This is a genomic window from Sorangium sp. So ce381 (genome assembly GCF_051473845.1).
GTDB lineage: Bacteria > Myxococcota_A > Polyangia > Polyangiales > Polyangiaceae > Sorangium > Sorangium atrum.
This window is the reverse complement of record NZ_CP150336.1, coordinates 3,305,820-3,329,606: the sequence shown is the minus strand read 5'-3', so window position 1 is coordinate 3,329,606 and position 23,787 is coordinate 3,305,820. Positions and strand designations below refer to the sequence as shown.

Sequence of the window (23,787 nt, the reverse complement as noted above, 5' to 3'; positions counted from 1 at the left end):
GCCGGAGAGGAGCGGCGCGGCGGGGATCACCGGCACATCACGAGCACGTCTCCCCTGGCGCTGACCCGCGAGCGCCTCCGGGCTCTCCCTCGGCGTCGAGCGCCGGGCCGGGCTGCCCGCACCGCGAGCGCCATCCTCCACCCACGTCGCGCTCGCGGAACTCGGGGCGCAGCTCGCTGCGCGCGTCGGCCGCGAGCAGCTCGCACGGATCGAAGTAGTGCGACGTCCGCGCCTGCGCGGCGATGGGCGGCAGCTCGCCCGAGAACTCCGGCACGCCGGGGCAGCGATGATGCCAGAGGGCATAACGCTCCGGGACGTCGCCGAAGCAGAGCACTTCTTTTACGCCGCCGTTGCAGTTCGTGCTCACGACGAGCACCGGCGCCGGCAGCGGCGCGAAGCGGTGCACCCGGAGGACCACGTCGTGGTGGAACTCGCCCTGCTTCCAGTGGGCGAGGAGATCGAACTCGCCATGTCGATCCCGGATCTCCTGCAGCAGCGACCCGAGATCCATGGCATCTGCGAGGGATTGAACTGACGCATTGGTCATGGCGCGCTCTCCTTCGACGGTAAGCTGTGCCGATGGTGTAGCACGGCGCCCGCGCGGAGCCGGGACGCGGGGCTCTCCCTCGGTGGAGGAGCACGCCGGAGCGGTTCCGCCCGCGCCGCGACGTCGGGCGCGTACGCGTCGATCAGCTCCTCGTCGAGCCGATCGAGCCCATCCTCGCATGCAACGCGCTCTGAGCGCCGCCGGCGGCGCCTGGCCGCTCGCTCCACGACACGGGCGTGCCCCGGGGGTATGCTCCGCGGATGAGTACCATCGAGCTCAGCGCGGAGAATTTCGAGAAGACGGTCGAGTCGAACGGCATCGTGCTCGTCGACTGGTGGGCGCCCTGGTGCGGCCCGTGCCGGGTCTTCGGGCCCGTCTTCGAGAAGGCCTCCGAGAAGCACGCGGACATCGTGTTCGGGAAGATCAACACGGACGACCAGAAGGATCTGGCGCAGGCATTCAACATCCGCTCCATCCCGACGCTCTTCATCTTCCGCGAGAAGGTCCTCCTGTTCGCGGAGGCGGGCTCGCTGCCCGCATCGGCGCTCGATCAGGTGATCGAGAAGGTGCGCTCGCTCGACATGGACGAGGTGCGGGCGAAGATCGCCGAGGAGGAAGCGAAGGAGGCCGCCGGCGAAGACAGCGCCGGCTAGCTCTGGCTGCCGGCCTTGTCCCCGCGATAGTCCGTGGCCCCCTGGATGGGGGGCAGCCAGGGCACGCGGTGCACGGTCCAGAGCTGGAAGGACGGCGGCGGCACGTCGCCGGGCCTGTCCATCGTGCCGAGGAAGATGTCGAGTTCCCGCGCCCCGTCGCGGCGCCAGAACAGCGACGAGCCGCAGGTCGCGCAGAACTGGCGGACGGCGAAGCTGGATGAGCGAAACGTCGCGGGCGCGCCGGAGAGCAGCTCGAACTGCTCGTCAGAGAAGGACGCGAAGGCCGGCATCGGCGCGCCGCTCTGGCGCCGACACTGGCTGCAATAGCAAACATTGACGCTCACCGGCGCGCCGCGCGCGCGATAGCGGATCGCGCCGCACAAACAGCCGCCGGTGTGGTGAGCCTCGGACATGGCCATCGCCTCCTGGTTCCTGGATCTCGCGATCGCCAGCCTGGCCCCTCACGGCACGCGCGGCAACCGGCGCGCGCGCTCGGCGCGGCGCTGGCTTCACGCGGGGGCCCGGAGCGGCCGGCAGAGCCCGTAACCCAGGACGCAGCCGAGGCCATACAGCGCGAAGTCCGCCGGATCGAAGCCGCCGTTCGCGCCGAGCATGAGCCGCCCCGGGGTGGTGCTGCGCGCGGCCCACAGCCACGGCGCCTGGCTCAGCTGGAGCAGCTCGATCGCGCACGTCGCGGCGAGGACCGCGAGCGCCAACCGATGCGTGCGCGCGGAGATCCACACGATCTGCGCCGCGGCGATCCACACGACCTCGTAGAGCACCGCGCCGGCGCTGTTGCGCAGCCAGACCGGGCCGCCGTGGAACCGGGCCATCAGGCCGACAGGGACGACCGCGACGATCAGGAGCGCCAGCGCGAGGCGCTTGCGAGCGACTTCCGGCATGCGCAGAGCCTACAGCGGTTTCCGCCCACCTCTGCACCATGCAGAGCGGCGGTCACCCGCACAGGACACGGCAGAGCGGCGGTCACCCGCACAGGAGACGGGCCCAGATCGGCGTTTTCGGCGCGGAAGCGCACTCCGGTGCGCTGAGCACCGAAAACGCCGATCTGGGCCCGTATCCGAAGCGGGTGACCGTCGCTCTAGCGCGCAGGGCGGAGGGCGAGCGACGCGGTGCCGGTGAGCAGCCCCGCCGCGAGGGCGACGACGCCGCCGAAGCCGACGCAGGCGCAGCCGAGCGCGCCCGTCAGGGCGGCGATGCCGCACGCCGAGGCCCACGACGCCCCGAGCCGCTCCGAGCGGCGCAGCACCCGCGAGAGCAGCACGCCGGCGGCGACCCCGCCCGCCAGGCATGCAGGGACGCAGACGGATACGCACCCTTCCGGCGTGCACAGGTGACCGTAGATGCGCGCCGCGTGAGCCGCTGCGAAGGGCACGAGCCCCGCCGCGACGCCCGGGAGCACGCCTCGCCCGAGGTGCTGCCCGCGCCACGAGAGCAGCGCCGCCGCGACGTAGAGCGCCGCGCCGAGGATCGCGGTGGTGACCGGACGGTCGCTCATCAGCGCCGCCACGAGCGCCACGGCGATCGTCGGTGTCGCTGCCCAGGCGGCCCTCCTCGCCCTCCCCCGCTCGTACGCGCGATAGGCCCTCTCCTTCAGGCTCAGGCCGGCGAGCGCCTCACGTTCCATAGATCCTCCTCCACGCCTCCCGCAGGCGAGCAAATGCGCGCTCGCGGCGCTTGCGGAGCGCCGCGCCCGACACCGAAGGATCGCGCTCGCCCTCCAGCAGGGTCGCCCTCAACGTCTCGCGATCCGCCTCGGCCAGCGTGCCGAGCACCTCGCGCGCAGCGTCGTCCAGATCCCTGGCGATCGCCGCGTCCTCCGGCGTCGGCGCGTCCGCCGCGATCGACGGGACATGCTCGTCCGGCGCCTCCCTCGACCGGGAACGCCGCCGCCGCGTCGTGCGACACTCCCACGTCGCGATGGCGAGCGCCCAGGTCAGCGCGTCCCCGTCGGGATCGAACGAGCTGGCGCGGTCGAACACCTTCAAGAGCGCCTGCTGGGCCGCGTCCTCCGCGTCCGCTCCGCCCCCGAGCATGCGGCGGCAGAACGCGCCGATCGCCGGCCAGAGCGCGGCGTAGACAGGATCGAACGCCGCGCGATCGCCGTCGGCGAGGCGCCTCATCGACGCGTTGAGCAGCGATCGCGCGCGCGGTTCCAAGGGCGCTGGGTCCTCAGCCGCAGGGGCAGTCCGGACACGGGCAATCCGCGCACGGACAGCCGCCCTTGAGCTGCGTCCCAGCATAGGCCACCGCCGGGATTCCGAGGACGGCCGCGATCAGGGTCACCTTGAGCCAACGACGCATGGGATCTCTCCTTGTCTTCTCTGGCCGGCTGTCCTCGCCGACCTTCCTCGGCTCTAGGCGCGAGCGGGGCGAGCGTGACACCCGCGGCGATCGAAATCCGGCGGCCCGGCGCCGTCGCCGCAGATCGCCGCACGAGCGACGACCTCCTCCCCGCTCGCGTCGCGGCGCGAGCGCCTTTGTCCAGCCTGGCACGTCGTTCCGACGGCCGGGCTCGACGTGCTAGGGTCTCGTGCCTATGCCTGGCCGCTCGTGGTTCGTTGCCCTCGGCGCCCTCTGGCTCGGGTGCACGCCGTCGCGGCAAGACGCCGGCTCGCGCGCCGACGCGGCCTCGAGCGCGGGCGTGGCGGTCGCGGAGCCCTCGCCCGCCCCGCGCCCCGCCGCGCCGGAGCCGCCGCCGGAGGCGCTAGCCGCCTCGACCTCGTCCGCGCCGGTCCTGGAGGTGGAGGCGGCGCGGGCGCGATCCGCGCGCGTGTACTCGAGGGGCCGCGAGGTGTGGATTCGGTCCGCGCCGCGGCCCAAAGCCCAGTGGATCGGCATGCTCGCGATCGGCGGCTCGGTCCGCCTGAAGAGCGTCGAGCCCATCCGCGGCGCAGGCGGCTGCCCGGCGTTCTACGCCGTGGAGCCGCGCGGTTACGTGTGCGTCGACGGCGAGCGCGCCACCCTGGACACCGCCGATCCCGTGCGCCAGGCGCTGATCCCCCATGCCCCGCTCGCCGATCGGCCGCTCCCGTACCGCTACGGCGAGTCGCTCGGCCTCAAGCGCCTCCTCCGCGTGGACGGCTTCGACGCGCCGGCGTGGCCGGAGGGGATCCACGATCTGCGGCACATGCAGGTCCGCCCGCGCTCGTCGGTCGCCTGGACCGAGGAGGTCGAGGCCGGCGGGACGACATGGCTCTGGGCCTCGGATCTGACGTTCATACCGAAGGACAAGGTCAAGCCGTACGAGCCCACCACCTTCGAGGGGGTGTACCTCGGCGCCGAGGCGCGCCTGCCGATGGCCTTCTTTCGCCGCAAGGCGCGCCCGAAGCACCGCCTCACGGAGGGAGGCCGGCCCGCGAAGACGGACGCCGTGTGGGACCGCCTCGCCCGGGTCGGGCTGACGGGCCGATCGAAGCGGGTCGGCGAGCTGACGTACCTCGAGACCCGGGACGACGGGCACTGGGTGCTCGAGCGAGACGCGGTGGTCGTCCAGCCGCGGAGGGCGCGGAACCCGTGGGGCCGCCCGATCCAGCTCGGCGGCGAGCCGCCCTCGGCGCCGGCCGATGGCCCAAGGAACACGTGGGTCGAGATCGCCGCCCTCGACGGCTGGCTCATCGCCTACGAGGACGACCGCCCCGTGTTCGCGACCCTCATCTCGGCCGGGCGCAACGGGGCCGAGGAGCCGGAGAAGGTCGAGCCGTTCGTGCCGCCTTCCACGACCCCGCTCGGCCAGTACAGCATCGGCCGCAAATGGGTGACGAAGACGCTCATCACGCCTCACGTCGACGCGGACGACTGGATCGAGGCGGAGGTGCCGTGGAGCCAGCACTTCTTCAGCAAGTACCTCCTTCACGCGGCCTACTGGCACGACCGCTGGGGCGAAGGGCAGAGCGGCGGGTGCGTGAACCTCTCGCCGGTCGACGCGAAATGGCTCTTCCACTGGACCGAGCCCTCCGTGCCCGATGAGTGGTACGCGGTCCAGGCCACGCGCGACGACCCGTCCACGCGCGTCGTGATCCATCGCTGAGCCGCCGCCCGGCGCGGGAGCGCGCCCGCGTCGCGCCTGCCGGAGCCCGCTATTTCGCCGGCGCGCTGGCCGCCGCGGCTCGCTCGACCCCCTCGCCCGCCGCGGCCATGCGCCGCATGCAGAGCTTGAGTCCGGCGCGGAGGTTGCCGACGGTCGTGACGCCGGAGAGGTCGAGTCCGAGCGCGATCATCGTCTGCGCCACGTTCGCCCGGATCCCCGTGATGATCCCCTCCGCGCCGAGGAGCCGGATGGCCTTGATCATCTCGATGAGGTACCCGGCGGTCTGCGTGTCGACCGCGTCGACGCCGGTGAGATCGAGGATCGCGTACCGCGCGTCCTTGTTCACGATCGCCGAGAGCAGGTTGTCCATCGCCTCGGAGATCCTCAGGCTGTCCACCACGCCCACCATGGGGAGGGTCAGCACCTTGTCCCAGACCTCGATGATGGGCGTCGAGAGATCGCGGATGACCTCCTGCTGCGTCTCGATGAGCTCGATCTTCGCCCGGAGCTCCTGCTCACGCCGCTTCGCCGCGGAGCCGTCCAGGCTGAGGGTGATCATGCCGTCGGGCTCCCCGTTGCCGTCGCGCACGGGGACGTGCCATGACTCCCAGGAGGCGCCGTACGCGTCGTAGACGTTGTATGCGCCTTTGCCCGCGAGCGCCTGCCGGTTGGTCTCCAGGGTCGCCGGGTCGTTCGCGAAGAGCTCGAGCACGTTCGCTCCGAGGAGCTGCCCCGGCTTCACGCCGACGGCCTCGAGCCCCTTGCCGTCGTGGAACGTGAAGACGCCCGCACGGTCGTACCGGCACACGGTGATCGGAATGTGGTCGAGGATCGCGCGGAGCAGCAGCTGCGCCTCACGGAGCTTCGCCTCGAGCTCCTCCCGCGTCTCCGCCCCCGCCGCGCCCGACTCCGCGTCCCCCGTCATGGGAGCCTTCTACCGCGCACGCGCGCTGGCCGTCGAGGGGCTGTCGGTCGGCCGACGACGTTTCCCCCGCGCCGAGGAGCCGAGCCCCGGGGCGCGGTTGACATGGTGTTCGAATGACACCAAGATTCGTGTGCAAATTACACGGAGGGCTGAATGTCCGTCTCCTACGAGCACCCGCGGCCGGCGCTGACGGTGGATTGTGTCGTGTTCGGCCTCGACGAGGCGGATCTCAAGGTCCTCCTCATCCGGCGGGAGCTCGATCCGTTCCGCGGCAGGTGGGCGCTCCCGGGCGGGTTCGTGCGTGTCGAGGAGGCGCTCGACGACGCCGCGCGGCGGGAGCTCGCGGAGGAGACGGGGCTCTCCGGCGTGTTCCTGGAGCAGCTCTACACGTTCGGCGCCCTCGGGCGCGATCCGCGCGAGCGCGTGGTCTCGGTGGCGTACTACGCGCTGGTGAAGCTCGGGGATCACCGGGTCAAGGCAGCGACCGACGCGCGCGAGGCGGCGTGGTTCGCGGTGGACGACACCCCGGCGCTCGCCTTCGATCACGACGAGATCCTCGCGGCCGCGCTGGAGCGGCTCAAGGGCAAGGTGCGATACCGGCCGATCGGGTTCGAGCTCCTGCCGCCGAAGTTCACGCTGTCGCAGCTCCAGCGGCTCTACGAGGCGATCCTCGAGCGCCCGCTCGACAAGCGCAATTTCCGGAAGAAGGCGCTCGGCACCGGGCTGCTCGTGGAGCTCGACGAGGTCGAGCAGGACGTCGCGCACCGCGCGGCGCGGCTCTACCGGTTCGACCGCCGCAAGTACGAGCGGCTCGAGAAGGACGGCTTCAGCTTCGAGATCTGAAGCGGGCGCCGGCTCGTGTGTCGGCGACGCGCTCGAACGCCTCCGGAAGCGCGGCCGGAACGCCGGCGACCGGGTTGACAATGTGTACAACGAACACTAAGCTTGGTGTGTAAGATACACGAACGATCGGGCGCTCGCCTGGCGCGGGCGCTTACGGTCGGCGTTGACCGCCGAGCGGACGATGGAGCTCCGGCGCCGGGAGGACCGCGCGCCCCGGCCTCCGTCTGCCCGGGTCCGGCCGCAGCGCGCCCTCGCCGGGCGCAGAAGGGAACTCCATGCTTCGGGACGTCGCTTTCTTGGCGGACATGGGAGGGGGCTCGGCCTTCGAGGTCGCCGGAGGGACGGTGACCGGGACCGATCACCTCGCCGTGGGGCGGCCCAACCAGGACGCCTACGCCTTCCGGGCCGAGGGCGGCTCTCTCGTCGCCGTGGTCTGCGACGGCTGCGGCAGCGGCGCGCGCAGCGAGGTGGGCGCGGCGCTCGGGGCGCGGATCGTGACCGAGCAGGTGCTCGGCGCGCTCCGGAACGGCGGAGACCTCGATTCGCCCGCGACGTGGGAAGACGTGCGGCGCGGGGCGCTCGCGCCGCTCCGCGCTGTGGCCGCCGGCATGGGCGGCAGCTTCGCCGAGGTCGTGTCGACCTTCTTCCTCTTCACCGTGGTCGGCCTCGCGATCTCCGGCGACAGGGCGTGCGCGTTCTCGCTCGGCGACGGCCTCATCGCGCTCGGCGACGAGCTCCTGCGGCTCGGCCCCTTCCCGAGGGACGAGCCCCCCTACCTCGCGTATGGCCTGCTCGATCGGCCGCCCGGCGGCGAGGCGCCGCGCTTCACCGTGCACCGCGCCTTCCCGTCGAGCGCGCTCAAGACTGCCCTGCTCGGGACCGACGGCGCGATCGATCTGCTGGAGTCGTCGTCACGGCAGATCCCGGGGGGCGGCGAGGTCGGCCCGCTGTCGAGGCTCTGGGAGGACGACCGGTATTTCCGGAACCCCGACGCGGTGAGGCGGCGGCTCGCGCTCATCAACCGATCCGTGGCGCGGCCCGTGTGGAAGGAAGAGCGGATGGAGCGCGAGGGCGGGCTGCTCCGCGACGACACGACGGTGATCGTCGTGCGGAGGGCGCAAGGCGCCCGCGATTGAGGCGCGGCCCTGCGCGGAGGCGCAGGAGTCGCGGAGGGAAACGACAGGGCGTCTGCGGTCGATTGCGGTCGATTGCGCTCGATTGCAATCGATTGCGCTCGATTGTGTTCGATTGCGTCCGGAGGAGGCAACGGTGGACGTGGTTCTTGGTTCAAAGCGGGTTCGGCTCGACCCTCGGTCCTCGATCGGCAAAGGCGGTGAGGCCGACGTGTTCGACCTCGGCGACGGCCGCGCGCTCAAGGTCTGGAAGACGCCCGATCACCCGGATTATGCCGGGCAGGACGCCGAGCAGCGCGCCGCCCAGGCCCGCATCGAGCGCCACCAGGACAAGCTGCGCGCGTTCCCGCCGGCCCTGCCCGATCAGGTGATCGCGCCCCTCGAGCTCGCGACCGACAGGAGCAGGAAGCGGATCGTGGGCTACGCCATGCGCCTCGTGCGCGGCGCGGAGCCGCTCCTGCGCTACGGCGAGCCGTCGATGCGCCACGGCGGGCTGTCGTCGGCCGCGGTCTCCGAGGTGCTCGCGCGGCTCCACAGGGCCGTCGCGGCGATCCACGACCGGGGCGTCGTGATCGGCGACTTCAACGATCTCAACGTGCTCGTCGCCGGCGGCGAGGTGTTCGTCATCGACGCCGACAGCTTCCAGTTCGGCCCGTACCTCTGCCAGGTGTTCACCGAGCGCTTCGTCGATCCGCTGCTCTGCGACCCTGCTCTCCCGCGCCCGCTCCTGTCGAGGCCGTATTCGCAGGAGTCCGACTGGTACGCGTTCGCCGTGATGGTCATGCAGAGCCTGCTCTGCGTGGGGCCTTATGGCGGCGTCTTCCGGCCGCGGTCCGCGTCGGCGCGGGTGCCCGAGAGCGCGAGGCCGCTCCGCCGCATCACCGTGTTCGACCGCGAGGTGCGGTATCCGAAGCCGGCCATCCCGTACCGCGTCCTGCCGGACGATCTCCTGGACGCGCTCTACCGCATCTTCGTCGAGGACCGGCGCGGCGTGTTCCCGCGCCGGCTGCTCGACGCCCTCGCCTGGACGAGGTGCCCTTCGTGCGGCGTCGAGCACGCGCGCCCGGCCTGCCCGGCCTGCGCCGGCGCCGCGCCGGCCGCAGTAAAGGAGTCGACGGTCGTCCACGGCGAGGTGCTGGCGACGCGGATCCTGAGCACGCGCGGGGTGATCCTGGCCGCGGCCCTCGGCCCCGGCGGGCTCTCTTATCTCGTGAACGAGGGCGGCCGCTTCGTGCGGGAGGATCGGTCCGTCGTGATGTCCGGCGCGCCGCACCCCGCGACGCGCTTCGCGGTGCATGGGAGAGCCACGTTGATCGGCCGGGGCGGCGATCTCGTGGTGCTCTCGCCGGGGGCCGCGCCCGAGCGGATCCAGGTGGACTGCGTCGGGACGAGGCCGATCTTCGACGTCAACGCGCGCGCCCGCTACTGGACGCGCGGCGGGCAGCTCCTGCGCAGCGGGAGGCCGGGCGCCGCCGCGCTCTCGGGCGAGGCGGACGCCGTCCCGATGGGCGAGGTCCTCGCCGGGCAAACGCTGTTCTGGGTGGGCCCGAGCTTCGGACTGGGCTTCTACCGCGCCGGGAACGTCTCGATAGCGTTCGTCTTCGACGCGGAGCGGCCCGGCCTCAAGGACACGGTCAAGCTGCCTTTCCCGGGCGGCAAGCTCACCGCGGCGACCTGCGTCTTCGACGCCGGCCCGAGCTCGCGGTCCGACGAAGGCCGCGGGCGCCCCAACGAAGGCCGCGGGCGCCCCCGCGCCGGGCGCGCATGGCTGTTCCTCGCCGCCGAGCAGGCCGGCCGGACCGTGCATCGGTGCGTCGTCGTGAGCGAGGAAGGCGCGGTCGAGGCGGTCGCCGACGGCGACGGGGAAGGCGGTTCGTGGCTCGGCGCGCTGACCGGCAAGTGCGCGGCTTCCGGGTTCCTGCTCTCCGCGACCGACAGCGGCGTCGTCCGCGTCGAGGTCCGCGGGGGCGCGCTCGTCGAGACGCGGCAGTTCCCCGGCACCGAGCCGTTCGTCACCCAGGCTTCCCGGCTGCTCGTCGGGCCAGAGGGCCTGTTCGTCGTCGACGCACAGGCGATCACGTTGCTTCGCATCTCGTGAATCCACGCTGAGCTGACGGCCCGCGCTCGCGGGCCGATCGAGAGGAGAGAGAGACCATGAAATCGACAGAGCTCCCCCTGCCCGCCTTCTATGACGCCAAGAACGCCGAGCGGTGGGGCTACCACCCCAATGAAGAGGCGCTGCACGGCGCCGCCGCCGCGTGGCGGAAGGCGCATGGCGTGAAGCCGTCGGCCGCGGACGCGCAGAACGTCCACGTCCTGCTCATCGACGTCCAGAAGGACTTCTGCTTCCCGCAGGGCTCGCTCTACGTCGCCGGCAGGAGCGGCACGGGCGCGGTCGACGACAGCCGCCGCATCGCGGAGTTCATCTACAGGAACCTCGCGTCCATCACGAACATCACGGTCACGATGGACACCCACTTCGCTTACCAGATCTTCTTCCCGGCCTTCTGGGTGGATCGCGAGGACCGCCCGCTGACCGCGCACCGGGAGATCACGACCGCGCAGATCGACGCCGGGGAGGTGCGGCCGAACCCCGCGGTGGCGAAGTGGCTCTGCGGCGGGAGCTACCCGTGGCTCATGAAGCAGGTCCGGTATTACTGCGAGGAGCTCGAGAAGGCAGGGAAATACAAGCTCTACCTGTGGCCGCCGCACTGCATCCTCGGGAGCGACGGCCACGCGCTCGCGGGCGTCGTGCACGAGGCGCGGATGTTCCACGCGTTCGCGCGCGGGGTGCAGTCGTGGGTCGAGGTCAAGGGCGGCAACCCGCTCACCGAGAACTACTCGGTGATGCAGCCCGAGGTGCTGACGCGGCACGACGGCCAGCCGCTCGCGCAGCGGAGCACGGGCTTCCTGAGGACGCTGCTCCACGCCGACGCGGTGATCATCGCCGGCCAGGCCGCGAGCCACTGCGTCCGCAGCTCGATCGAGGACATCTTGACGGAGATCGCGCTCACCGACCGCGCGCTCGCCAAGAAGATCTACGTGATGACCGACTGCATGTCGCCGGTCACCGTGCCCGACGGCAAGGGGGGCTTCGCCGTCGATTTCACCGCCGAGGCGGACAAGGCGCTCGCCCGCTTCGCCGCCGCCGGAATGAACCTCGTGAAGAGCACCGACCCGATTCCGTGTTTGGGCGCATGACCGTGGAGGATCCGATGAGCAAGAACAAGGAGAACGACAACGGAACGAGCCAGGGTGGCTCGCTCGACATCGAGCAGCTCTTCGAGGCAGCGCGGGACGACGGCGCGCTCTCGCCCGAGGCGATGCAGGCGCTGCACATCACCGACCTGGGCGCGCAGATCCAGGCCGGGTTCGGCGTGCAGGTGGACGACGTCGCGTCGTCGGAGGTGGTGCTGGTGACGGTGATGCCCGACGACTCGGGATCCATCAAATTCGCCGGCAACGCCCCGTCGGTGAGGGACGGGCACAACCTGGTCGTGGGCGCCCTCGCCGACTCCAGGCAGCGCGACTCCATCCTGGCGCACAACCGTTACCTGAACGGAGCGGTGCTGTATCCGTACTGCCCGATCGCCCAGGCCGTGAAGATGGACACGAAGAACTACGATCCCATGCTCGGCACGCCCCTCTACGATCAGACGGTGGTATTGCTCGGAACGGTGATCGCGAAGGCGCAGGAGTTCGCGCTGAGCGGCGTCCCGGCGCGCACCGTCACGCTGATCATCTCGGACGGCGCCGACGCGGGCTCGACGTGGGCCAAGGCCAAGGACGTGTGCGCCCTCGTCCGTGACATGCGGCGGGCCGAGGCCCACATCGTGGCGGCGATCGGCATCGACGACGGAAACACCGATTTCCGCGCCGTCTTTCGCGACATGGGGATCGAGGACCGCTGGATCCTGACGCCGAAGAGCGACGCGGCGGACGTCCGTAAGGCGTTCGCGCTGTTCTCCCAGTCGGCGGTGCGCGCCAGCCAGGGCGGCGCGTCGTTCTCGAAGACGGCCGCCGGCGGCTTCGGAGGGTGAAGCGCGCGCCCCCGGCTCGCCGCGGGCCCCCCTGCGCCGCGGCGAGCCCTCCACACCTCTCGGCGGATTCAGCGGAGGACCCGGATCAGGCCGCGGCCTCCCAGGGGACGACACCGTAACGGCGGCGCAGCTCGTCGAGATCCACCGCCATGTCGGCCCAGAAGTCCCAGTCGTCCATCAGGTCGACGCTCATCTTCGTCCCGCGAACGAACGATCGCACGAGCTCGTCGGCGAGCCCGGGCGTCGCGAGCATCCCCTGCTGCGACGGCGCCAGCACGGTGAGCTGGATGCCCTGCTGGAGCTGCACCAGCAGGAACACGAGGATGCCGAACGGGTTCTCGCGGCGATACCCCGCCTGAAACGCGATCGTCATCGCCTCTCCGCGCAGGTCGGTGCCGTAACCGGCGAGGATGTGGCTCAGGTCGTGGGTGAGCACGCCCTCGGGCACGCCGCGCTTCTCGCCGGGGAACGAGAAGCCGTTCTCTCGATAGAAGGTGAAGAGCGCCTTGCCGAGGGTGCCCTCTCTGTACGCCTCGAGCGAGCGGTAGCGCGCGGCGACCGGCTCGTTCTCCAGGATGCCCGCGAAGCTCGCGACGTTCCTTGCGAGCCCGTAGAGGCCGCCCTCATCGAGCATGCGCCGCACGTTCTTGCCGAGCAGCGAGCTCCGGCTGATGTCGATGCGCAGCAGGAGCAGCCGCCGCTCGTAGAGGTGGTGGAGCTGGCGGACCGCGTTCGGCCGCGCCCCGAGCGCCGCGGCGAAGCGCTCGACCTCGAGCAGCTCGCGCTCCTCGACGCGCTCGCCGCACAGGGTCATGGCGCAGAGACCGTTGACGAGCTGCTCGCGCAGCGGAGGGTCCTCGACGGCGCGCGCGAGCTCCTCGGGCGCTATCGGGGCGAGCGCGTCGATGTCGAAGTCGGTGTGGAGGAGGTGCCGCTGCACCGCGCCGATCGCGTCGCGCCGCGACCCGTCGAGGGGGCCGGCCGAGGTAAGGACGACCTTGATGGCACGCAGACCCGCGTGCGCCTGTTCTTGGCTCGGGATGAGGTAGGTCATGCCGGGGAGGATGATGCCGCGCGCGCGTCCCGTCCTTGACCGGCGACGCCAATGTCTTGACCGAGCGCGCCGCCTGGCCGAGGAGCGGGGTCCGCGGCGGCTCGACGCCGCGAGCGCTCGGCTCGGAGCCACCTGCCATGCGCTGCGCGAACAGCGTCCGGGACATAGCTCATCTCGATCTCCCGCTGTGCCCAAGGTTCTCGCTGGCCGGCCACTCACCATTCAACTATTTGCGGGTGGGTGAGCCCGAGGGCGTCTCGCGGAGGTCTCATGCAGCCGAGATTCGTTGAAGGACACCAGAAACGTCTCGAAAACCTCAAGCTTCCGAGCGCGTTCACGCAGGGCATCCGAAGGTTCTTCGCAACGTCCAATGCGCTTCGTCCGGATGGAACCTGGCGGAACTGGGGAGCCAACCATCGGTGCAAACCCGAGAGCTTCCATGAGCCGGGGTCGATCGACGAGCTCGTGGCGATCGTCGACGGCGCGAGGGCCAGGTCCAAGAAGATCCGGATCGTCGGCGCGGGACATTCCTGGTCCGACATCGTGTGCACGGACGAATGGATGGTCAGCCTCGCGCGCATCAACAAGCTGATCGAGCTCGATCGGAAGAACAAGACCGTCACCGTCCAGGCAGGGATGCGCGTCGCGGACCTCATCGATCACCTCGACGCCGCCGGCCTCGCGCTCGTCAACCTGGGAGAGGTCGACGCGCAGCACATCGGAGGCGTCATCGCGACCGCGACGCACGGCTCCGGAAGCACCGGCTCGTTCTCCAGCGCCGTGCTCTCCGCGAAGCTCTTGCTGTCGTCTGGCAAGGTCATCGAGATATCCAGCGCGCGCAACGCACAGTACCTCGATGCGGTCAGGACCAACCTTGGCTGCCTCGGGATCGTGGTCGAGGCGACGCTCGCGGTCCGCGAGTCGTTCAACGTGCTGAAGCACCAGAAGGTCTTCGAGACGAAGGCGGCGATCGCGAACGCCCCCCGCTTTCTCTCGCTCTCCGACCCGTACGCGATGAACAAGGTGTTCTTCTTCCCGTACGGCACGCAGCACATCTACGCCGCGAAGGCGGAGGAGCTGTCGGAGCCGTCCCTCTGGGACAGGCTGCGCAACCCGGTCCTCGCCGTGGGCGACAGGCTCACGTTGAGCGTCTTGATGAACGCCGCGCGGCTGGTCCCGATCGACCTGAAGCCGCGCTTTTTGAAGGCGGCGCTGGCCGCGGTGAGCACGAGCTCCTACCAGGTCGGAAAATCGTACGATCTCCTGCTCTTCGCTCACGATCCTCGCTTCAAGGTCGTCGCTGGCCACATCGAGTCCGAGATCGCGATCCCGATCGAGGGCCTGGGGCCGGCGATCGCCTCGCTGTTCGAGCTCATGGAGCGGAGGACGTTCAAGATCAACGGGTACATCCTGGCGCGGACGGTCACCAAGGAGACGGCGTGGATGAGCCCCGCCTACGGTCGCGACTCGGTGTTCCTGACCTTCGCGCACTTCCCTTCCGAGGCGGAAGATTGGAAGGCGATCTTCGCCGAGATCGAGGCCTTCATGATCGAGCGCCATCAAGGCCGACCGCACTGGGGGAAGATCAATTTCACGAATCGAGAGTACGCAGAGAAGGCATATCCTCGGTACGCCGACTTCGCCGGCATCCGGAAGGAGCTGGACCCGATCGGCATGTTCGCAAACGACTTCATCCGGCGGCACTTCACCGTCGCGAGCGAGGCCGTTCCCATGAGCGCCCGGCCGGCCCCCCTCTGAGCGAGGGCGCCGGGCCCCGGACGGGCTCATGCGACAGGGGCCCTCGCGCTCGCCCTCTTGATGTCGGCTGTCGCGCCTGGTAGCCGTGCTCGCCGTGCGGCCGTCCGTGCTCCTCGCCCCTCCGAGCGGCGGCGCCGGAGCGGTCGCGGCTGCGAGGTGGGTTGGTCATGACGGTCGTGCGGTGGAAGGCATTGGAGCGGCGCGTGGTCCAGCACTCGCCGTGGCGGAGGATCGAGGACGTCACCTTCGAGCTCCCGGACGGGCAGGTCCGCACGTTCTCGCTCAAGAAAGAGGGACGGGTCGTCTGCGTCCTCGCCATCTCCCGCGAGGAGAAGGTGATCCTGGCGCGCCAGTACAGGCCGGGGCCCGATCGGATCCTCGACGAGCTCCCGGGGGGCGGCGTCGAGCCAGGCGAGGCCCCGGAGGAGGCGGCGGCGCGGGAGCTTCTCGAGGAGACAGGGTATGTCGCCGGGCGGCTCGTGCCGCTCGGCCGCCCGCTGGAGTGCGCTTACTCGACCATCGAACGACACGCGTTCCTGGCGGTCGATTGCGTGCGCGACGGGGCGCAAGCGCTGGATGAGACGGAGTTCATCGACGTGGTCGAGAAGCCGATCGAGGACTTCGTGGAGCAGCTCAGGGAGGGCGCCTGCACCGACCCCGAGGTCGGGTGGATGGGGCTTTACGAGCTGGGCTGTCTGAGGGCGAGCGCCTGAGCCTCGCCACGGGGCCGCGCGGCGGAAGTGCGCGGACGCCGGCGCCGCGATCCTCGCCGGTCGCTGGCTGCGCTATGGTGGAGCTCATGCGCAGGCACGACCACGTCCTCCTCGCTCCCGGTGCCGGCGCCTCCGGTCGCACGGTCCACGCGCCTCCGGCCGGCAGGGCGCGCCCGCACGTGCCGCACGTGGACGACCGGCTGGCGCCGCCCGAGACGCGGGTGGAGTACCTCCACGGCGGCGAGGTCTACGCCGCCCCGGCCGATCCGCCGCACGCGACGCAGCATTTCGATCTGACCTACGTCCTCGGCGCCCATGTCGCCGAGGGCTACCGGGGCGCCGTGGACATGCTGACCCGGACCGACCTCGGCAGCGATTATGCGGCCGACGCCAGCATCTTCGCGCAGAAGCCCGACCGCGCGGGCCGCCGGCGGCTGGAGGAGCTGGCGTTCGAGGTCAGCGACAAGCAGGCCCTCGCCGTTCCGACCACCAAGGCGCGCCAGCTGATCGCTCGCGGCGTGCGGCGGGTGTTCTGCATCCTGGTGAAGCAGCGCCGGGTGATGGAGTGGTCGCGCGAGACCGACGGCTGGCGCCCGCTGCCCAAGGATGCGGTCATCGAGGATCCCTGCCTCGTGCGCCCGCTGCCGATCCAGGCGCTCCTCGAGGCCGCGTCCTCGGACGACGCCGTGGCCCGCGCGCTGCTCGACAAGCGCGTGCCCGCGCTCGAGGCAGCGCTCGCGGAGGGCGAGGCGCGCGGTGAAGCCCGCGGCGAGGCGCGTGGTGAAGCGCGTGGTGAAGCCCGCGGCGAGGCGCGCGGTGAAGCCCGCGGCGAGGCGCGCGGTGAAGCCCGCGGCGAGATCAGGATGGCGCAGGAGGCCATCCTCACGGTACTGAAGTCGCGCGGGATCGCCACGCCGGCCGAGATGGCCCGCGCGATCGCCGGCTGCGAGGATCTGAGCAAGCTGCGGCGATGGCTCACCCGCGCTGCGACCGCGACGACCGCCGCCGAGGTCGTCGCCGGCTCCCGGCGCAAGCGCTGAGCGAGGGCCGGCGCGGGCGCGCGCGCCGGGCGCCCTCCCCCGCGCGCCCCGTCACTCGTGATCGCCCCCGCCGCGGCGCACGTGCTTCTTCTCGCCCGTGCGCCGCTTCTCGTCGAGCCGCCGCGCCTTCGACGCACGCGTCGGCCGCGTCGGTCTTCGCCGCACCGGCACCTCGAGCGCGCGCAGGATCAGCGCGCGCAGCTTCTCGCGCGCGTCGTCCAGGTTGCGCAGCTGGTCGCGAGTCAGCTGGCTCACGATGAACAGCCGCCCCTCGGCGTCGAGCCGGCCGCGCGCCAGCTCGCGCAGCCTCGCCTTGGCGTCATCGGCGAGCTCCGGCCACGCGCCGAAGTCGAAGCGCAGCTCCACCTTGGAGGCGACCTTGTTGACGTTCTGACCGCCGGGCCCCGACGCGCGCACGGCGCTCCAGCTGAGGAGCGCGGCCGGGGCGGTCAGCGCATCGTTGACGACGAGGGGATCGGACACAGCGGCTCTCCTGCCCTGCGGGCGGCGCGAGCGCCGTGCGGAGCGCCTGACGCCTAGCACGCGCCCGCCGCGCCCGCCGCGCTGCGCGCAGGGCGCGCTCTGCCGGGGAGGAGGCGCGTGTGCGATAGAGTCGCCATGCAGTGCCCCCCCGATCCCGCCGCCGCGCCGCCGGGCGCCCCTCACCGAGGCCGGCCGCCGCCTGCGCGGCTCAGCCTGCTGCGCTGCCTCGGCGTCGCTTCCGGTCCAGCCGCCGCCCTCGCGATCGCGCTCATCCCGAGCGGGCTCCACGCCGTCCCCGGCTTTGGCCACCGCCCTGCGTACGCGGCCGCGGTCGCTGCGTGGATGGCGCTGTGGTGGCTCTTCGAGGTGCTCCCCGTCGCGCTCACCGCCTGCTTGCCGCTCGTGCTCTTCCCGCTGCTCGGCGTCTTCGGCCGCGGGCTCGCGGGCGACGCCGCCCGCGCCGCCGCGCCGTTCGTCGACGCGTACATCTTCCTCTTCCTCGGCGGCATGGCGATCGGCGCCGCCATGGAGCAGTGGAGCCTTCACCGCCGGGTGGCGCTCCACATCATGCGGGCGGTCGGCACGGACCCGAAGCGGCTCCTGCTCGGCATGCTGGTCGCGACGAGCTCCATCTCGCTCTGGATCTCCAACACCGCGACCGCCGTGATGATGGTCCCGATCGGGCTCGCCCTGCTCGCGCAGCTGGAGTCGGCCGCCGGGGGGCGCAGGCTCACGCACTACGGGACGGCGATCATGCTGGCGGTGGCCTACGCCTCCAACGTCGGCGGGATCGGCACGAAGATCGGCACCGGCACGAACTCCATCTTCTGCGGCTTCCTCGCCGACAAGCTGGGCCACGACCTCGGTTTTCTTCGGTACATGGCGATCGCCCTGCCGTTCGTGGTCCTCTTCGTCCCGCTGCTCTGGCTCGCCCTGTGGCGCGTGGGCAAGCGGGACGGGCTCGGCCCCGGCCACGCGCGCGACGCGCTCGACCGCGAGCTCGCGGCCATGGGCCCGATGAGCCGCGGCGAGAAGACCGTCGCCGCCATCTTCGCGGCGGCCAGCGCGCTCTGGATCCTCGGCGATCCGCTGCGCGCCGCGCTCGCGCCCCCGCTCCAGGCCGCGCTCAGGGGCCTCGGCGCCGCGCTCGGCTCGGGCGCCGCGGCCGGCTTCAAGGTGCAGGGCAAGCACTACGAGGCGACCGTGGCCGTCCTGGCGGCGCTCGGCCTGCTCGCCCTGCGCGCCCTCTCCCTCGCCTCCCTGCGCCGGATGCCCTGGGGCACGCTCGCCTTGCTCGGCGGCAGCTTCGCGATGGCGGCCGGCATCGAGGGCGGCGGGCTCTCGGCGTGGATGGCCGCGAAGCTCGCGGTCGTCGCCGAGGCGCCGCTGCTCGCGCAGCTCGGGCTCGCCAGCGCCGGCACGATCGCCCTGTCGGCGCTGGCCTCCAACACCGCCACGGTGAACGTGGCGCTCAACGTGCTCCCGCAGGACCTCGGCGTGCTGTTCGCGGCCGCGATCGCAGCGTCCTGCGACTTCATGCTGCCGGCGGGCACGCCGCCCAACGCCATCGTGTTCGGCAGCGGGTACGTGCGGCTCCCGGTGATGATCCGGACAGGCTTCCTGCTCGACGTGGCCGCCGCCGCGCTCATCACGGTCTACGTGTACGGCTACGCGCGGCACCTCATCGGCGGCTGAGCGCAGGGGCGCAGCGGCGCTCGGCGCGCCGTCGCCGGCCTGGTCGCTCCCGTCTCGCTGCCGGGGCCGGCGCCCGGGCGCGGCTCAGGAGACCTTGCGCCGCGCCGACTCCCACCCGCGCCGCACGGCGCTCTTGGCCTCGTCCCAGGTTCGCCCGCTCTTGAGGTCGTTCCACTCCTCCTTGAGCTTGCTCTCGACCCGATCGTCCCAGTCGGTGTGATCGCTGTAATGGCTCGCCGCGCCCCAGCCGTAGCGCAGCCCCGGCTCGACCTGGTTCCAGTCGGTGTTCGGCGCGTAGCGCGGCGGGATCGGCTGCTTGCCGAGCGCCTGCTTCACCGTATCGCCGACGTCCTGATTGAGCTCCTGCCCCTTGGTGTCGGTGAAGTCCGCCTTGGTCTGCTCCCAGTCGCGGCGCAGCGCCTCCTTCACGCGATCCCAGCCGGACGTCTTGTGATCATCCCACCACCTCGGATTGACTGCGTGGTTCATCGGTACCTCCATCGACTCCGTTGAACGAGCGCCGGCGCGAGGGCCGATCGCTGCGGTGAGCCTGGCGATACACGAACGGTGCCGCCCCGAGCATTTGCCGGAAACCGCCTTGAATCGGGCTGTTCGCAGCGACGTGCGCGGTCCCGGACTGACCCTCTCCGCCGCCCCAGGCGGAGGCTCGCCTGCGTCAGGCCGCCACACATGAGACAAGGTGCCTCGGAGGTGTCAGCCGGGCGGGCGCACCGGAAAGCGCTCGGCCATCCACGCCTGCCATGCGGGCTCGTCGCGCGCCGCCGCGGCGGGCGCCCTGTCGCCGTACAGGTACAGCCGGATCGGCAGGAAGATCTGCCCGGCCATGGGGAGGGCGAACAGGTGGGCGATGCCCGGCGCCGGCGCATCGAGCCGGAGGAGCAGCTCCGGATGCTCGCTCGGACCGACGCGCTCGACCACCCCGGCGAACGGCGGCGCGCCGGCGGCGGAGCTCACCCGCTGGCCCTCCGCGGCGCCGGCGAGCCCGAGCGGGCCGATCAGCGCGTCCCATGTCGCGGATCGAGGCTCGGATCCGGCGCCCATCAGCTGGAACGCCGCGCAGGGCTGGCCGCGGAAATGCGCCAGATAGAGCCGAAGGATGCGGAAGAAGGCCGCCCAGCCGTGCATGTGGCCCTCGAACTGGTTGTCCCAGTCGTCGGTGCTCGCGAACCAGCTGTGCACCACGCGCACGACGCACGTCCCGCCGGACCGCGCCTCCACGATCCACTCCGTGGCCACCTTGGGGCCGCCTGGTCCCATGTCCTCCGGGGCCTCGGCGGAGAACCGGCGAGGCGGCTCCCAGGCCGTGATGGTCGCGACCGCATCCATGCTCGTGCCCGGGCCGAAGTGAGAGACGGTCGTGCCGCCTTCGCGCTCCTCGACCTCGCTCGGCACGAACCACGACGAGATCCCGGGCCCGGTCGCGATGGCGCTCCACACCTCTTCGGGGCTGCCGGGGACCTCGACTTCGGCCTCGACGCTGCGACGGCCGGACGCGTCTTTTCTCACGGGCATGATGACTCCTTTCGTGGTGCTTCGTTCGGTGTGGGGGTGGGGTGAGCGACGATCACCAGGCGGTGCGATCGCCCGCCTGGCGCCGAATCATCGTGGTAGCGCGCGACGAGCGCCGTCACCGCGCGGGTGAGCTCGCCGGTGAAGGCGGCGCGCTCCGCCGGGGAACGGAAGCGGACCTCGGCGTCGATCGACAGCGACGCGAGGCGCTTGTCGGCCTCCCGCGACCGCCGGAGGAGATCGCTGACCTCGCGCACGACGCGCGCGCCCAGGGCGATGAGGTAGGTCGCGGAGAGGCGGTCCGAGGCGCGCTCCGGGTCTGCGGCGACAGGCCCGAGCGCGCCGGGCGACACGACGTAGGAAGCCGCGCTCGCGACCAGCAGGCGCTCCGTCAGCCCACCCCATTTGCGCGTCCCGGCCATGCGCACGAGCCCGTGCGCCTCGAGGGCGCGCAGGTGGTAGTTGATCTTCTGGCGCGCGATCCCGAGGCGCGTGGCCAGCGTCGCGGCGGAGGCGGGCGCCGAGAGCTCCGAGAGCAGCCGGCTCCTGACAGGCTCGAGCGCCGCCGCAGCCGCGGCCGGATCCTCGATGACGTCGACATCGAGCACACCCCCGTGGGTATCATTGACAGTTTTTTTTGTCAATGACTGCAGGCCGTACTTTCCCCACCACGGCGAGGGGCGCGATCCCCTCGCCGTCGGGCGCCGAGCCCCGCCTACGTCACCCGCCGGCGGCGGCGTCCGGGGGGAGAGCGTTCAGATCGCCACTTGCCTCGATGGCCCGGTAGCTCGCCGCGAGGCGCTGCGCCCAGACCTCCACGCCCTCGTCGCTGATCAGGCCGTCCTGGCGGATCTCGAGGAGCACGCAGGGCAGGCCGCGGGCCTCGCCGTGCGTGGGGATCCCGTAGTCGCCGCCCTCGGTCACGCGGTAGGGCTCGTTGTCGCCGACGCAGAGCCCAGGCTCGCGCCGCAGCGCCTCGAGGAACGGCGCGGCGAGCCTGCGGTCGCGCCCGTAGAGGACGGCCGCGTGCCACGGCCGCTCCTGACCGGGCATCGCGGGCGTGAAGCTGTGGATGCTGAGGATCGCGGTGCGCTTCCGGCGTTCCCGCCGCGCGTCGAGGAGCGCGGTGATCGCATGGTGGTAGGGCCAGAAGCACGCGTCGGCGCGGGCGCCGGCCTCCGCGGCGTCGATGGCGTTGCCGGGGATGGGCACGCCGCAGCTGATCTCGGGGATGGACGTCGGCGAGCCCAGCGGCCGGTTGCAGTCGATGACGAGCCGCGAGTAGCCGGAGAGCACGAGCGGCGCGTCGAGGAGCGCGGACATGCGGCGCGAGAGGCGCGCCGCGCCGATGTCCCAGCCGGTGTGCTCGCGGAGCGCCTCGTGCTGCCTGCCCAGCTCGGGGAGGCTCCTCGGAACCGCGTTGGACGCGTGGTCGCAGAGCAGGACCGCGCTGGAGGGGCCCTCGGGGTTCACCACCTCGAACGCGGGCGGCTCATCGGGCGCGAGGATGCGCAGGGCTGGCGAAGCGGACGAAGAAGAGCTCATGACGTCTCGGCCAAGACATAGCAGACACCGGCGCGCCCGCGCCGCGCGCGCTCTCGCGAGGGCGCGCGGCGCGCGGGCTCAGTGCGGCGACGTCATGCACGCGCGCAGCGCGAGCTTGGCCCGGTGCAGGAGCACCGCGACGTGGCCGGCCGAGATGCCCAGCGCGCGCGCCACGTCCTCTCCGGGTTGCTCCTCGAGCATGCGCAGCGTCACGACGGCCTTCTGGATCTCGCAGAGCTCCTCGACGCACGCGCGCAGGCGGACGTGCTCCTCGGCCCGCGCGATCGCCTCGTCGGTCGCCGGCGCGTCCCCAACGGCCTCCGGGTGCGCGTCCACGTCGTCGTGCGGCCGGGCGCGGAAGTGACGGCGGCGCCGGTTGCGCGCGACGTTCCGCACCGTCCCGGCGAGCACGCCGCCCCACGCGCCGACGTCCGCCGGGAGCGCGCCCCGCTGCGCGAGCGTGAGCAGCGTGCAGAGGCCCTCCTGCACGCAGTCGACAGCGTCTTCGGGCGTCACCCCCTCCGCGCGCGCCAGCGCCGCGAGCGCCGCACGTTCGGAGCGCACAAGGTGCGACACATGGTTCAGGATGTCGTCCGCGTCCTTGATGGCGTCCATGGTCCAGGAGGTCAGGTGTCGAGCCGCGCCCACATTACAACGGACGACCGCTGTAATGGATGCCGCCCTCGAGACCTGCCAGGGCATGGAGGTTCACGCCATGTCCACGAATCCTGTCCGCGAGATCGATGAGGCGAGCTTCGACGCCGAGGTGCTGGAGGCCGGGGTGCCCGTCCTCGTCGAGCTCACCGCGCAATGGTGCCCCCCGTGCCGCGCGCTCGCGCCCGTCCTGCACAAGCTGGCGGAGGAAGGCGCGGGGCGCCTGAAGGTGGTGGCGGTCGACGGCGATCGGTGCCCGGCGCTCGCCCGCCGCCTCGGCATCCGCGCGTTTCCGACGGTCGTCGCGTTCGCCGGGGGCAAGGAGCTGGCCCGTCACGTGGGGCTGACCACGAAGGACAAGCTCCTCCGGCTGATCGAAGGGAGCGGGCTCCCCGGCGGGACGGGGAGGGACCGGGCGCCCTCGCCGCCCTGAGGGCGGCGCGATCGGGCTCCTCCGCCGGCGTGCGGCAGAGATCGGCGCGCGGAGCTCCTACGCGCGCCGATCTCGGGCTCGCCCGTGGCCTATCGTCGTGGCCTCTCGTGACGCCGGTGCGTATCGCGCTGCCCCTCGGCCGGGAAGGTGACCTTGCGCGTCGTCGCCTCGGACGCGGAGACATCGAACGGCCCCACCGGCAGCGGCTCGCTGACCGCCTTACCGTTCTCATCGACGAGCGAGATCGTCCCGACATACTTGTCGGCGGCGACCTGCACGCTCGCGTCGAATCGATCGCAGGGGACCACCTGCCGCGTGATCTCGTTGTTCTTCGTGTTGATGAGGACCAGCTCGACCGCCTGCGCGCCGCGCGCCTTGCACTGCGCGGCGTCGGTCTTGTCCCCGATGGACCACTGGACGGTGGCGAACCCCATGTCTTCAGGGTGCGCGCCTCCAGGCTCCGTCTCGCCGGTCGTATTTTGTGTGCACGCGACCATCATCACTGCACATAGCCCTGCCAGACCGTAGACACTTCGCATACCTACCTCGCTGTGCTCGGTGCGGACTCCAGCGCCGCGCCCCGCGTCCAGCAACGCGAATGCCATGCGGCCTCGCGGCGGGCCTGCGAGCCCGGCTCTCTCGGGCAGGGCTTGAAATGGCCGAGCAGGTTCGCCATGTTCGCCGTCCGATCGA

General features: G+C 71.6%; 27 protein-coding genes. 12 read left to right on the top strand and 15 right to left on the bottom strand.

Going from position 1 to position 23,787, the window contains the following annotated elements:
- Positions 1-37: 37 nt before the first annotated feature.
- On the bottom strand, positions 38-547 hold the full coding sequence (locus WMF29_RS12755) for a hypothetical protein (RefSeq protein WP_437329095.1): 510 nt from the start codon (positions 545-547) through the stop codon (positions 38-40).
- Between the two features lie 260 nt (positions 548-807).
- Between WMF29_RS12755 and trxA the strand changes: the two genes are divergently transcribed.
- Positions 808-1,200: a thioredoxin gene (trxA, locus tag WMF29_RS12750; RefSeq protein WP_272103178.1), complete on the top strand. Its 393-nt coding sequence runs from the start codon at positions 808-810 to the stop codon at positions 1,198-1,200.
- Here trxA and WMF29_RS12745 read toward each other — a convergent pair.
- From WMF29_RS12745 to WMF29_RS12725, 5 genes are all read right to left on the bottom strand, one after another.
- Positions 1,197-1,613 carry a GFA family protein gene (locus tag WMF29_RS12745; protein WP_437329094.1) on the bottom strand — a complete coding sequence of 139 codons (417 nt, stop codon included), beginning with the start codon at positions 1,611-1,613 and terminating at the stop codon, positions 1,197-1,199. The two genes, trxA and WMF29_RS12745, sit on opposite strands and share 4 nt — an antisense overlap.
- Positions 1,614-1,709: 96 nt before the next feature.
- Entirely contained in the window at positions 1,710-2,102 is a 393-nt protein-coding gene (locus WMF29_RS12740; protein ID WP_437329093.1) for a DUF2809 domain-containing protein, read from the bottom strand.
- 197 nt (positions 2,103-2,299) lie between these two features.
- On the bottom strand, positions 2,300-2,845 hold the full coding sequence (locus tag WMF29_RS12735) for a hypothetical protein (protein WP_437329092.1): 546 nt from the start codon (positions 2,843-2,845) through the stop codon (positions 2,300-2,302).
- On the bottom strand, positions 2,835-3,377 hold the full coding sequence (locus WMF29_RS12730) for an RNA polymerase sigma factor (protein ID WP_437329091.1): 543 nt from the start codon (positions 3,375-3,377) through the stop codon (positions 2,835-2,837). Before WMF29_RS12730 ends, WMF29_RS12735 begins: the two co-directional genes overlap by 11 nt.
- 13 nt (positions 3,378-3,390) lie before the next feature.
- Positions 3,391-3,522, bottom strand: a complete 132-nt coding sequence (locus WMF29_RS12725; RefSeq protein ID WP_272103173.1) for a hypothetical protein — start codon at positions 3,520-3,522, stop codon at positions 3,391-3,393.
- 235 nt (positions 3,523-3,757) lie between these two features.
- Between WMF29_RS12725 and WMF29_RS12720 the strand changes: the two genes are divergently transcribed.
- The gene (locus WMF29_RS12720) at positions 3,758-5,248 is read left to right on the top strand and encodes a L,D-transpeptidase (protein ID WP_437329090.1); all 1,491 of its coding nucleotides are present in this window, start codon (positions 3,758-3,760) and stop codon (positions 5,246-5,248) included.
- A 49-nt stretch (positions 5,249-5,297) separates the two neighbouring features.
- Here the strand turns inward: WMF29_RS12720 and WMF29_RS12715 are convergent, their stop codons facing one another.
- Positions 5,298-6,173: an STAS domain-containing protein gene (locus tag WMF29_RS12715; RefSeq protein WP_437329089.1), complete on the bottom strand. Its 876-nt coding sequence runs from the start codon at positions 6,171-6,173 to the stop codon at positions 5,298-5,300.
- A gap of 153 nt (positions 6,174-6,326) precedes the next feature.
- On the opposite strand from WMF29_RS12715, the gene WMF29_RS12710 reads away from it, so the two are divergent.
- The 5 genes from WMF29_RS12710 to WMF29_RS12690 all read left to right on the top strand — a co-directional run bounded on the left by WMF29_RS12710 (position 6,327) and on the right by WMF29_RS12690 (position 12,189).
- Positions 6,327-7,016 (top strand): NUDIX hydrolase, encoded by a 690-nt coding sequence (locus WMF29_RS12710; RefSeq protein WP_437329088.1) that lies wholly within the window; start codon positions 6,327-6,329, stop codon positions 7,014-7,016.
- A gap of 275 nt (positions 7,017-7,291) precedes the next feature.
- The gene (locus WMF29_RS12705; protein ID WP_437329087.1) at positions 7,292-8,152 is read left to right on the top strand and encodes a protein phosphatase 2C domain-containing protein; all 861 of its coding nucleotides are present in this window, start codon (positions 7,292-7,294) and stop codon (positions 8,150-8,152) included.
- 133 nt (positions 8,153-8,285) lie between these two features.
- Positions 8,286-10,247, top strand: coding sequence for a hypothetical protein (locus tag WMF29_RS12700; RefSeq protein ID WP_437329086.1), 1,962 nt, complete (start codon positions 8,286-8,288; stop codon positions 10,245-10,247).
- A gap of 56 nt (positions 10,248-10,303) precedes the next feature.
- The gene (locus WMF29_RS12695; protein ID WP_272103169.1) at positions 10,304-11,350 is read left to right on the top strand and encodes a nicotinamidase; all 1,047 of its coding nucleotides are present in this window, start codon (positions 10,304-10,306) and stop codon (positions 11,348-11,350) included.
- A 14-nt stretch (positions 11,351-11,364) separates the two neighbouring features.
- Positions 11,365-12,189 (top strand): hypothetical protein, encoded by an 825-nt coding sequence (locus tag WMF29_RS12690; protein WP_437329085.1) that lies wholly within the window; start codon positions 11,365-11,367, stop codon positions 12,187-12,189.
- 85 nt (positions 12,190-12,274) lie between these two features.
- On the opposite strand, the gene WMF29_RS12685 is transcribed toward WMF29_RS12690, so the two are convergent.
- Positions 12,275-13,243, bottom strand: coding sequence for a hypothetical protein (locus WMF29_RS12685; RefSeq protein ID WP_437329084.1), 969 nt, complete (start codon positions 13,241-13,243; stop codon positions 12,275-12,277).
- A 270-nt stretch (positions 13,244-13,513) separates the two neighbouring features.
- Here WMF29_RS12685 and WMF29_RS12680 point away from each other — a divergent pair, with 270 nt between their 5' ends.
- The 3 genes from WMF29_RS12680 to WMF29_RS12670 all read left to right on the top strand — a co-directional run bounded on the left by WMF29_RS12680 (position 13,514) and on the right by WMF29_RS12670 (position 16,754).
- Positions 13,514-15,001 (top strand): D-arabinono-1,4-lactone oxidase, encoded by a 1,488-nt coding sequence (locus WMF29_RS12680; RefSeq protein ID WP_437329083.1) that lies wholly within the window; start codon positions 13,514-13,516, stop codon positions 14,999-15,001.
- 167 nt (positions 15,002-15,168) lie between these two features.
- Complete coding sequence (locus WMF29_RS12675) at positions 15,169-15,714, top strand: NUDIX hydrolase (protein WP_437329082.1); 546 nt, start codon at positions 15,169-15,171, stop codon at positions 15,712-15,714.
- An 86-nt stretch (positions 15,715-15,800) separates the two neighbouring features.
- Entirely contained in the window at positions 15,801-16,754 is a 954-nt protein-coding gene (locus WMF29_RS12670) for a Uma2 family endonuclease (protein WP_437329081.1), read from the top strand.
- Positions 16,755-16,805: 51 nt separating this feature from the next.
- Here the strand turns inward: WMF29_RS12670 and arfB are convergent, their stop codons facing one another.
- Positions 16,806-17,237, bottom strand: a complete 432-nt coding sequence (arfB, locus tag WMF29_RS12665) for an alternative ribosome rescue aminoacyl-tRNA hydrolase ArfB (RefSeq protein WP_272103163.1) — start codon at positions 17,235-17,237, stop codon at positions 16,806-16,808.
- Positions 17,238-17,372: 135 nt separating this feature from the next.
- Here arfB and WMF29_RS12660 point away from each other — a divergent pair, with 135 nt between their 5' ends.
- Entirely contained in the window at positions 17,373-18,932 is a 1,560-nt protein-coding gene (locus tag WMF29_RS12660) for an SLC13 family permease (protein WP_437329080.1), read from the top strand.
- A gap of 84 nt (positions 18,933-19,016) precedes the next feature.
- On the opposite strand, the gene WMF29_RS12655 is transcribed toward WMF29_RS12660, so the two are convergent.
- The 5 genes from WMF29_RS12655 to WMF29_RS12635 form a co-directional block, all read right to left on the bottom strand.
- Positions 19,017-19,421: a hypothetical protein gene (locus WMF29_RS12655; RefSeq protein ID WP_272103161.1), complete on the bottom strand. Its 405-nt coding sequence runs from the start codon at positions 19,419-19,421 to the stop codon at positions 19,017-19,019.
- 225 nt (positions 19,422-19,646) lie between these two features.
- Positions 19,647-20,465, bottom strand: a complete 819-nt coding sequence (locus tag WMF29_RS12650) for an SRPBCC family protein (RefSeq protein WP_437329079.1) — start codon at positions 20,463-20,465, stop codon at positions 19,647-19,649.
- Positions 20,456-21,070, bottom strand: a complete 615-nt coding sequence (locus tag WMF29_RS12645) for an ArsR/SmtB family transcription factor (protein WP_272103159.1) — start codon at positions 21,068-21,070, stop codon at positions 20,456-20,458. The genes WMF29_RS12650 and WMF29_RS12645 overlap by 10 nt, the downstream gene beginning before the upstream one ends.
- A 112-nt stretch (positions 21,071-21,182) precedes the next feature.
- Complete coding sequence (locus WMF29_RS12640) at positions 21,183-22,007, bottom strand: N-formylglutamate amidohydrolase (protein WP_437329078.1); 825 nt, start codon at positions 22,005-22,007, stop codon at positions 21,183-21,185.
- Between the two features lie 78 nt (positions 22,008-22,085).
- Positions 22,086-22,622 (bottom strand): RNA polymerase sigma factor, encoded by a 537-nt coding sequence (locus WMF29_RS12635; protein ID WP_437329077.1) that lies wholly within the window; start codon positions 22,620-22,622, stop codon positions 22,086-22,088.
- A 100-nt stretch (positions 22,623-22,722) separates the two neighbouring features.
- Here WMF29_RS12635 and WMF29_RS12630 point away from each other — a divergent pair, with 100 nt between their 5' ends.
- A complete protein-coding gene (locus WMF29_RS12630; protein ID WP_437329076.1) occupies positions 22,723-23,094 on the top strand; it encodes a thioredoxin family protein in 372 nt (123 codons plus the stop codon).
- A gap of 89 nt (positions 23,095-23,183) precedes the next feature.
- Here WMF29_RS12630 and WMF29_RS12625 read toward each other — a convergent pair whose 3' ends face one another.
- Positions 23,184-23,528: a hypothetical protein gene (locus tag WMF29_RS12625; protein ID WP_437329075.1), complete on the bottom strand. Its 345-nt coding sequence runs from the start codon at positions 23,526-23,528 to the stop codon at positions 23,184-23,186.
- Positions 23,529-23,787 lie beyond the last annotated feature (259 nt).

What these genes read in the sequence shown, in the direction of transcription:
- WMF29_RS12755 (WP_437329095.1), bottom strand. Translation starts at nt 547, where the DNA reads ATGACCAATGCGTCAGTTCAATCCCTCGCAGATGCCATGGATCTCGGG.
- trxA (WP_272103178.1), top strand. Translation starts at nt 808, where the DNA reads ATGAGTACCATCGAGCTCAGCGCGGAGAATTTCGAGAAGACGGTCGAG.
- WMF29_RS12745 (WP_437329094.1), bottom strand. Translation starts at nt 1,613, where the DNA reads ATGTCCGAGGCTCACCACACCGGCGGCTGTTTGTGCGGCGCGATCCGC.
- WMF29_RS12740 (WP_437329093.1), bottom strand. Translation starts at nt 2,102, where the DNA reads ATGCCGGAAGTCGCTCGCAAGCGCCTCGCGCTGGCGCTCCTGATCGTC.
- WMF29_RS12735 (WP_437329092.1), bottom strand. Translation starts at nt 2,845, where the DNA reads ATGGAACGTGAGGCGCTCGCCGGCCTGAGCCTGAAGGAGAGGGCCTAT.
- WMF29_RS12725 (WP_272103173.1), bottom strand. Translation starts at nt 3,522, where the DNA reads ATGCGTCGTTGGCTCAAGGTGACCCTGATCGCGGCCGTCCTCGGAATC.
- WMF29_RS12720 (WP_437329090.1), top strand. Translation starts at nt 3,758, where the DNA reads ATGCCTGGCCGCTCGTGGTTCGTTGCCCTCGGCGCCCTCTGGCTCGGG.
- WMF29_RS12715 (WP_437329089.1), bottom strand. Translation starts at nt 6,173, where the DNA reads ATGACGGGGGACGCGGAGTCGGGCGCGGCGGGGGCGGAGACGCGGGAG.
- WMF29_RS12710 (WP_437329088.1), top strand. Translation starts at nt 6,327, where the DNA reads ATGTCCGTCTCCTACGAGCACCCGCGGCCGGCGCTGACGGTGGATTGT.
- WMF29_RS12705 (WP_437329087.1), top strand. Translation starts at nt 7,292, where the DNA reads ATGCTTCGGGACGTCGCTTTCTTGGCGGACATGGGAGGGGGCTCGGCC.
- WMF29_RS12695 (WP_272103169.1), top strand. Translation starts at nt 10,304, where the DNA reads ATGAAATCGACAGAGCTCCCCCTGCCCGCCTTCTATGACGCCAAGAAC.
- WMF29_RS12690 (WP_437329085.1), top strand. Translation starts at nt 11,365, where the DNA reads ATGAGCAAGAACAAGGAGAACGACAACGGAACGAGCCAGGGTGGCTCG.
- WMF29_RS12685 (WP_437329084.1), bottom strand. Translation starts at nt 13,243, where the DNA reads ATGACCTACCTCATCCCGAGCCAAGAACAGGCGCACGCGGGTCTGCGT.
- WMF29_RS12680 (WP_437329083.1), top strand. Translation starts at nt 13,514, where the DNA reads ATGCAGCCGAGATTCGTTGAAGGACACCAGAAACGTCTCGAAAACCTC.
- WMF29_RS12675 (WP_437329082.1), top strand. Translation starts at nt 15,169, where the DNA reads ATGACGGTCGTGCGGTGGAAGGCATTGGAGCGGCGCGTGGTCCAGCAC.
- WMF29_RS12670 (WP_437329081.1), top strand. Translation starts at nt 15,801, where the DNA reads ATGCGCAGGCACGACCACGTCCTCCTCGCTCCCGGTGCCGGCGCCTCC.
- WMF29_RS12660 (WP_437329080.1), top strand. Translation starts at nt 17,373, where the DNA reads ATGCAGTGCCCCCCCGATCCCGCCGCCGCGCCGCCGGGCGCCCCTCAC.
- WMF29_RS12655 (WP_272103161.1), bottom strand. Translation starts at nt 19,421, where the DNA reads ATGAACCACGCAGTCAATCCGAGGTGGTGGGATGATCACAAGACGTCC.
- WMF29_RS12650 (WP_437329079.1), bottom strand. Translation starts at nt 20,465, where the DNA reads ATGCCCGTGAGAAAAGACGCGTCCGGCCGTCGCAGCGTCGAGGCCGAA.
- WMF29_RS12640 (WP_437329078.1), bottom strand. Translation starts at nt 22,007, where the DNA reads ATGAGCTCTTCTTCGTCCGCTTCGCCAGCCCTGCGCATCCTCGCGCCC.
- WMF29_RS12635 (WP_437329077.1), bottom strand. Translation starts at nt 22,622, where the DNA reads ATGGACGCCATCAAGGACGCGGACGACATCCTGAACCATGTGTCGCAC.
- WMF29_RS12630 (WP_437329076.1), top strand. Translation starts at nt 22,723, where the DNA reads ATGTCCACGAATCCTGTCCGCGAGATCGATGAGGCGAGCTTCGACGCC.
- WMF29_RS12625 (WP_437329075.1), bottom strand. Translation starts at nt 23,528, where the DNA reads ATGGGGTTCGCCACCGTCCAGTGGTCCATCGGGGACAAGACCGACGCC.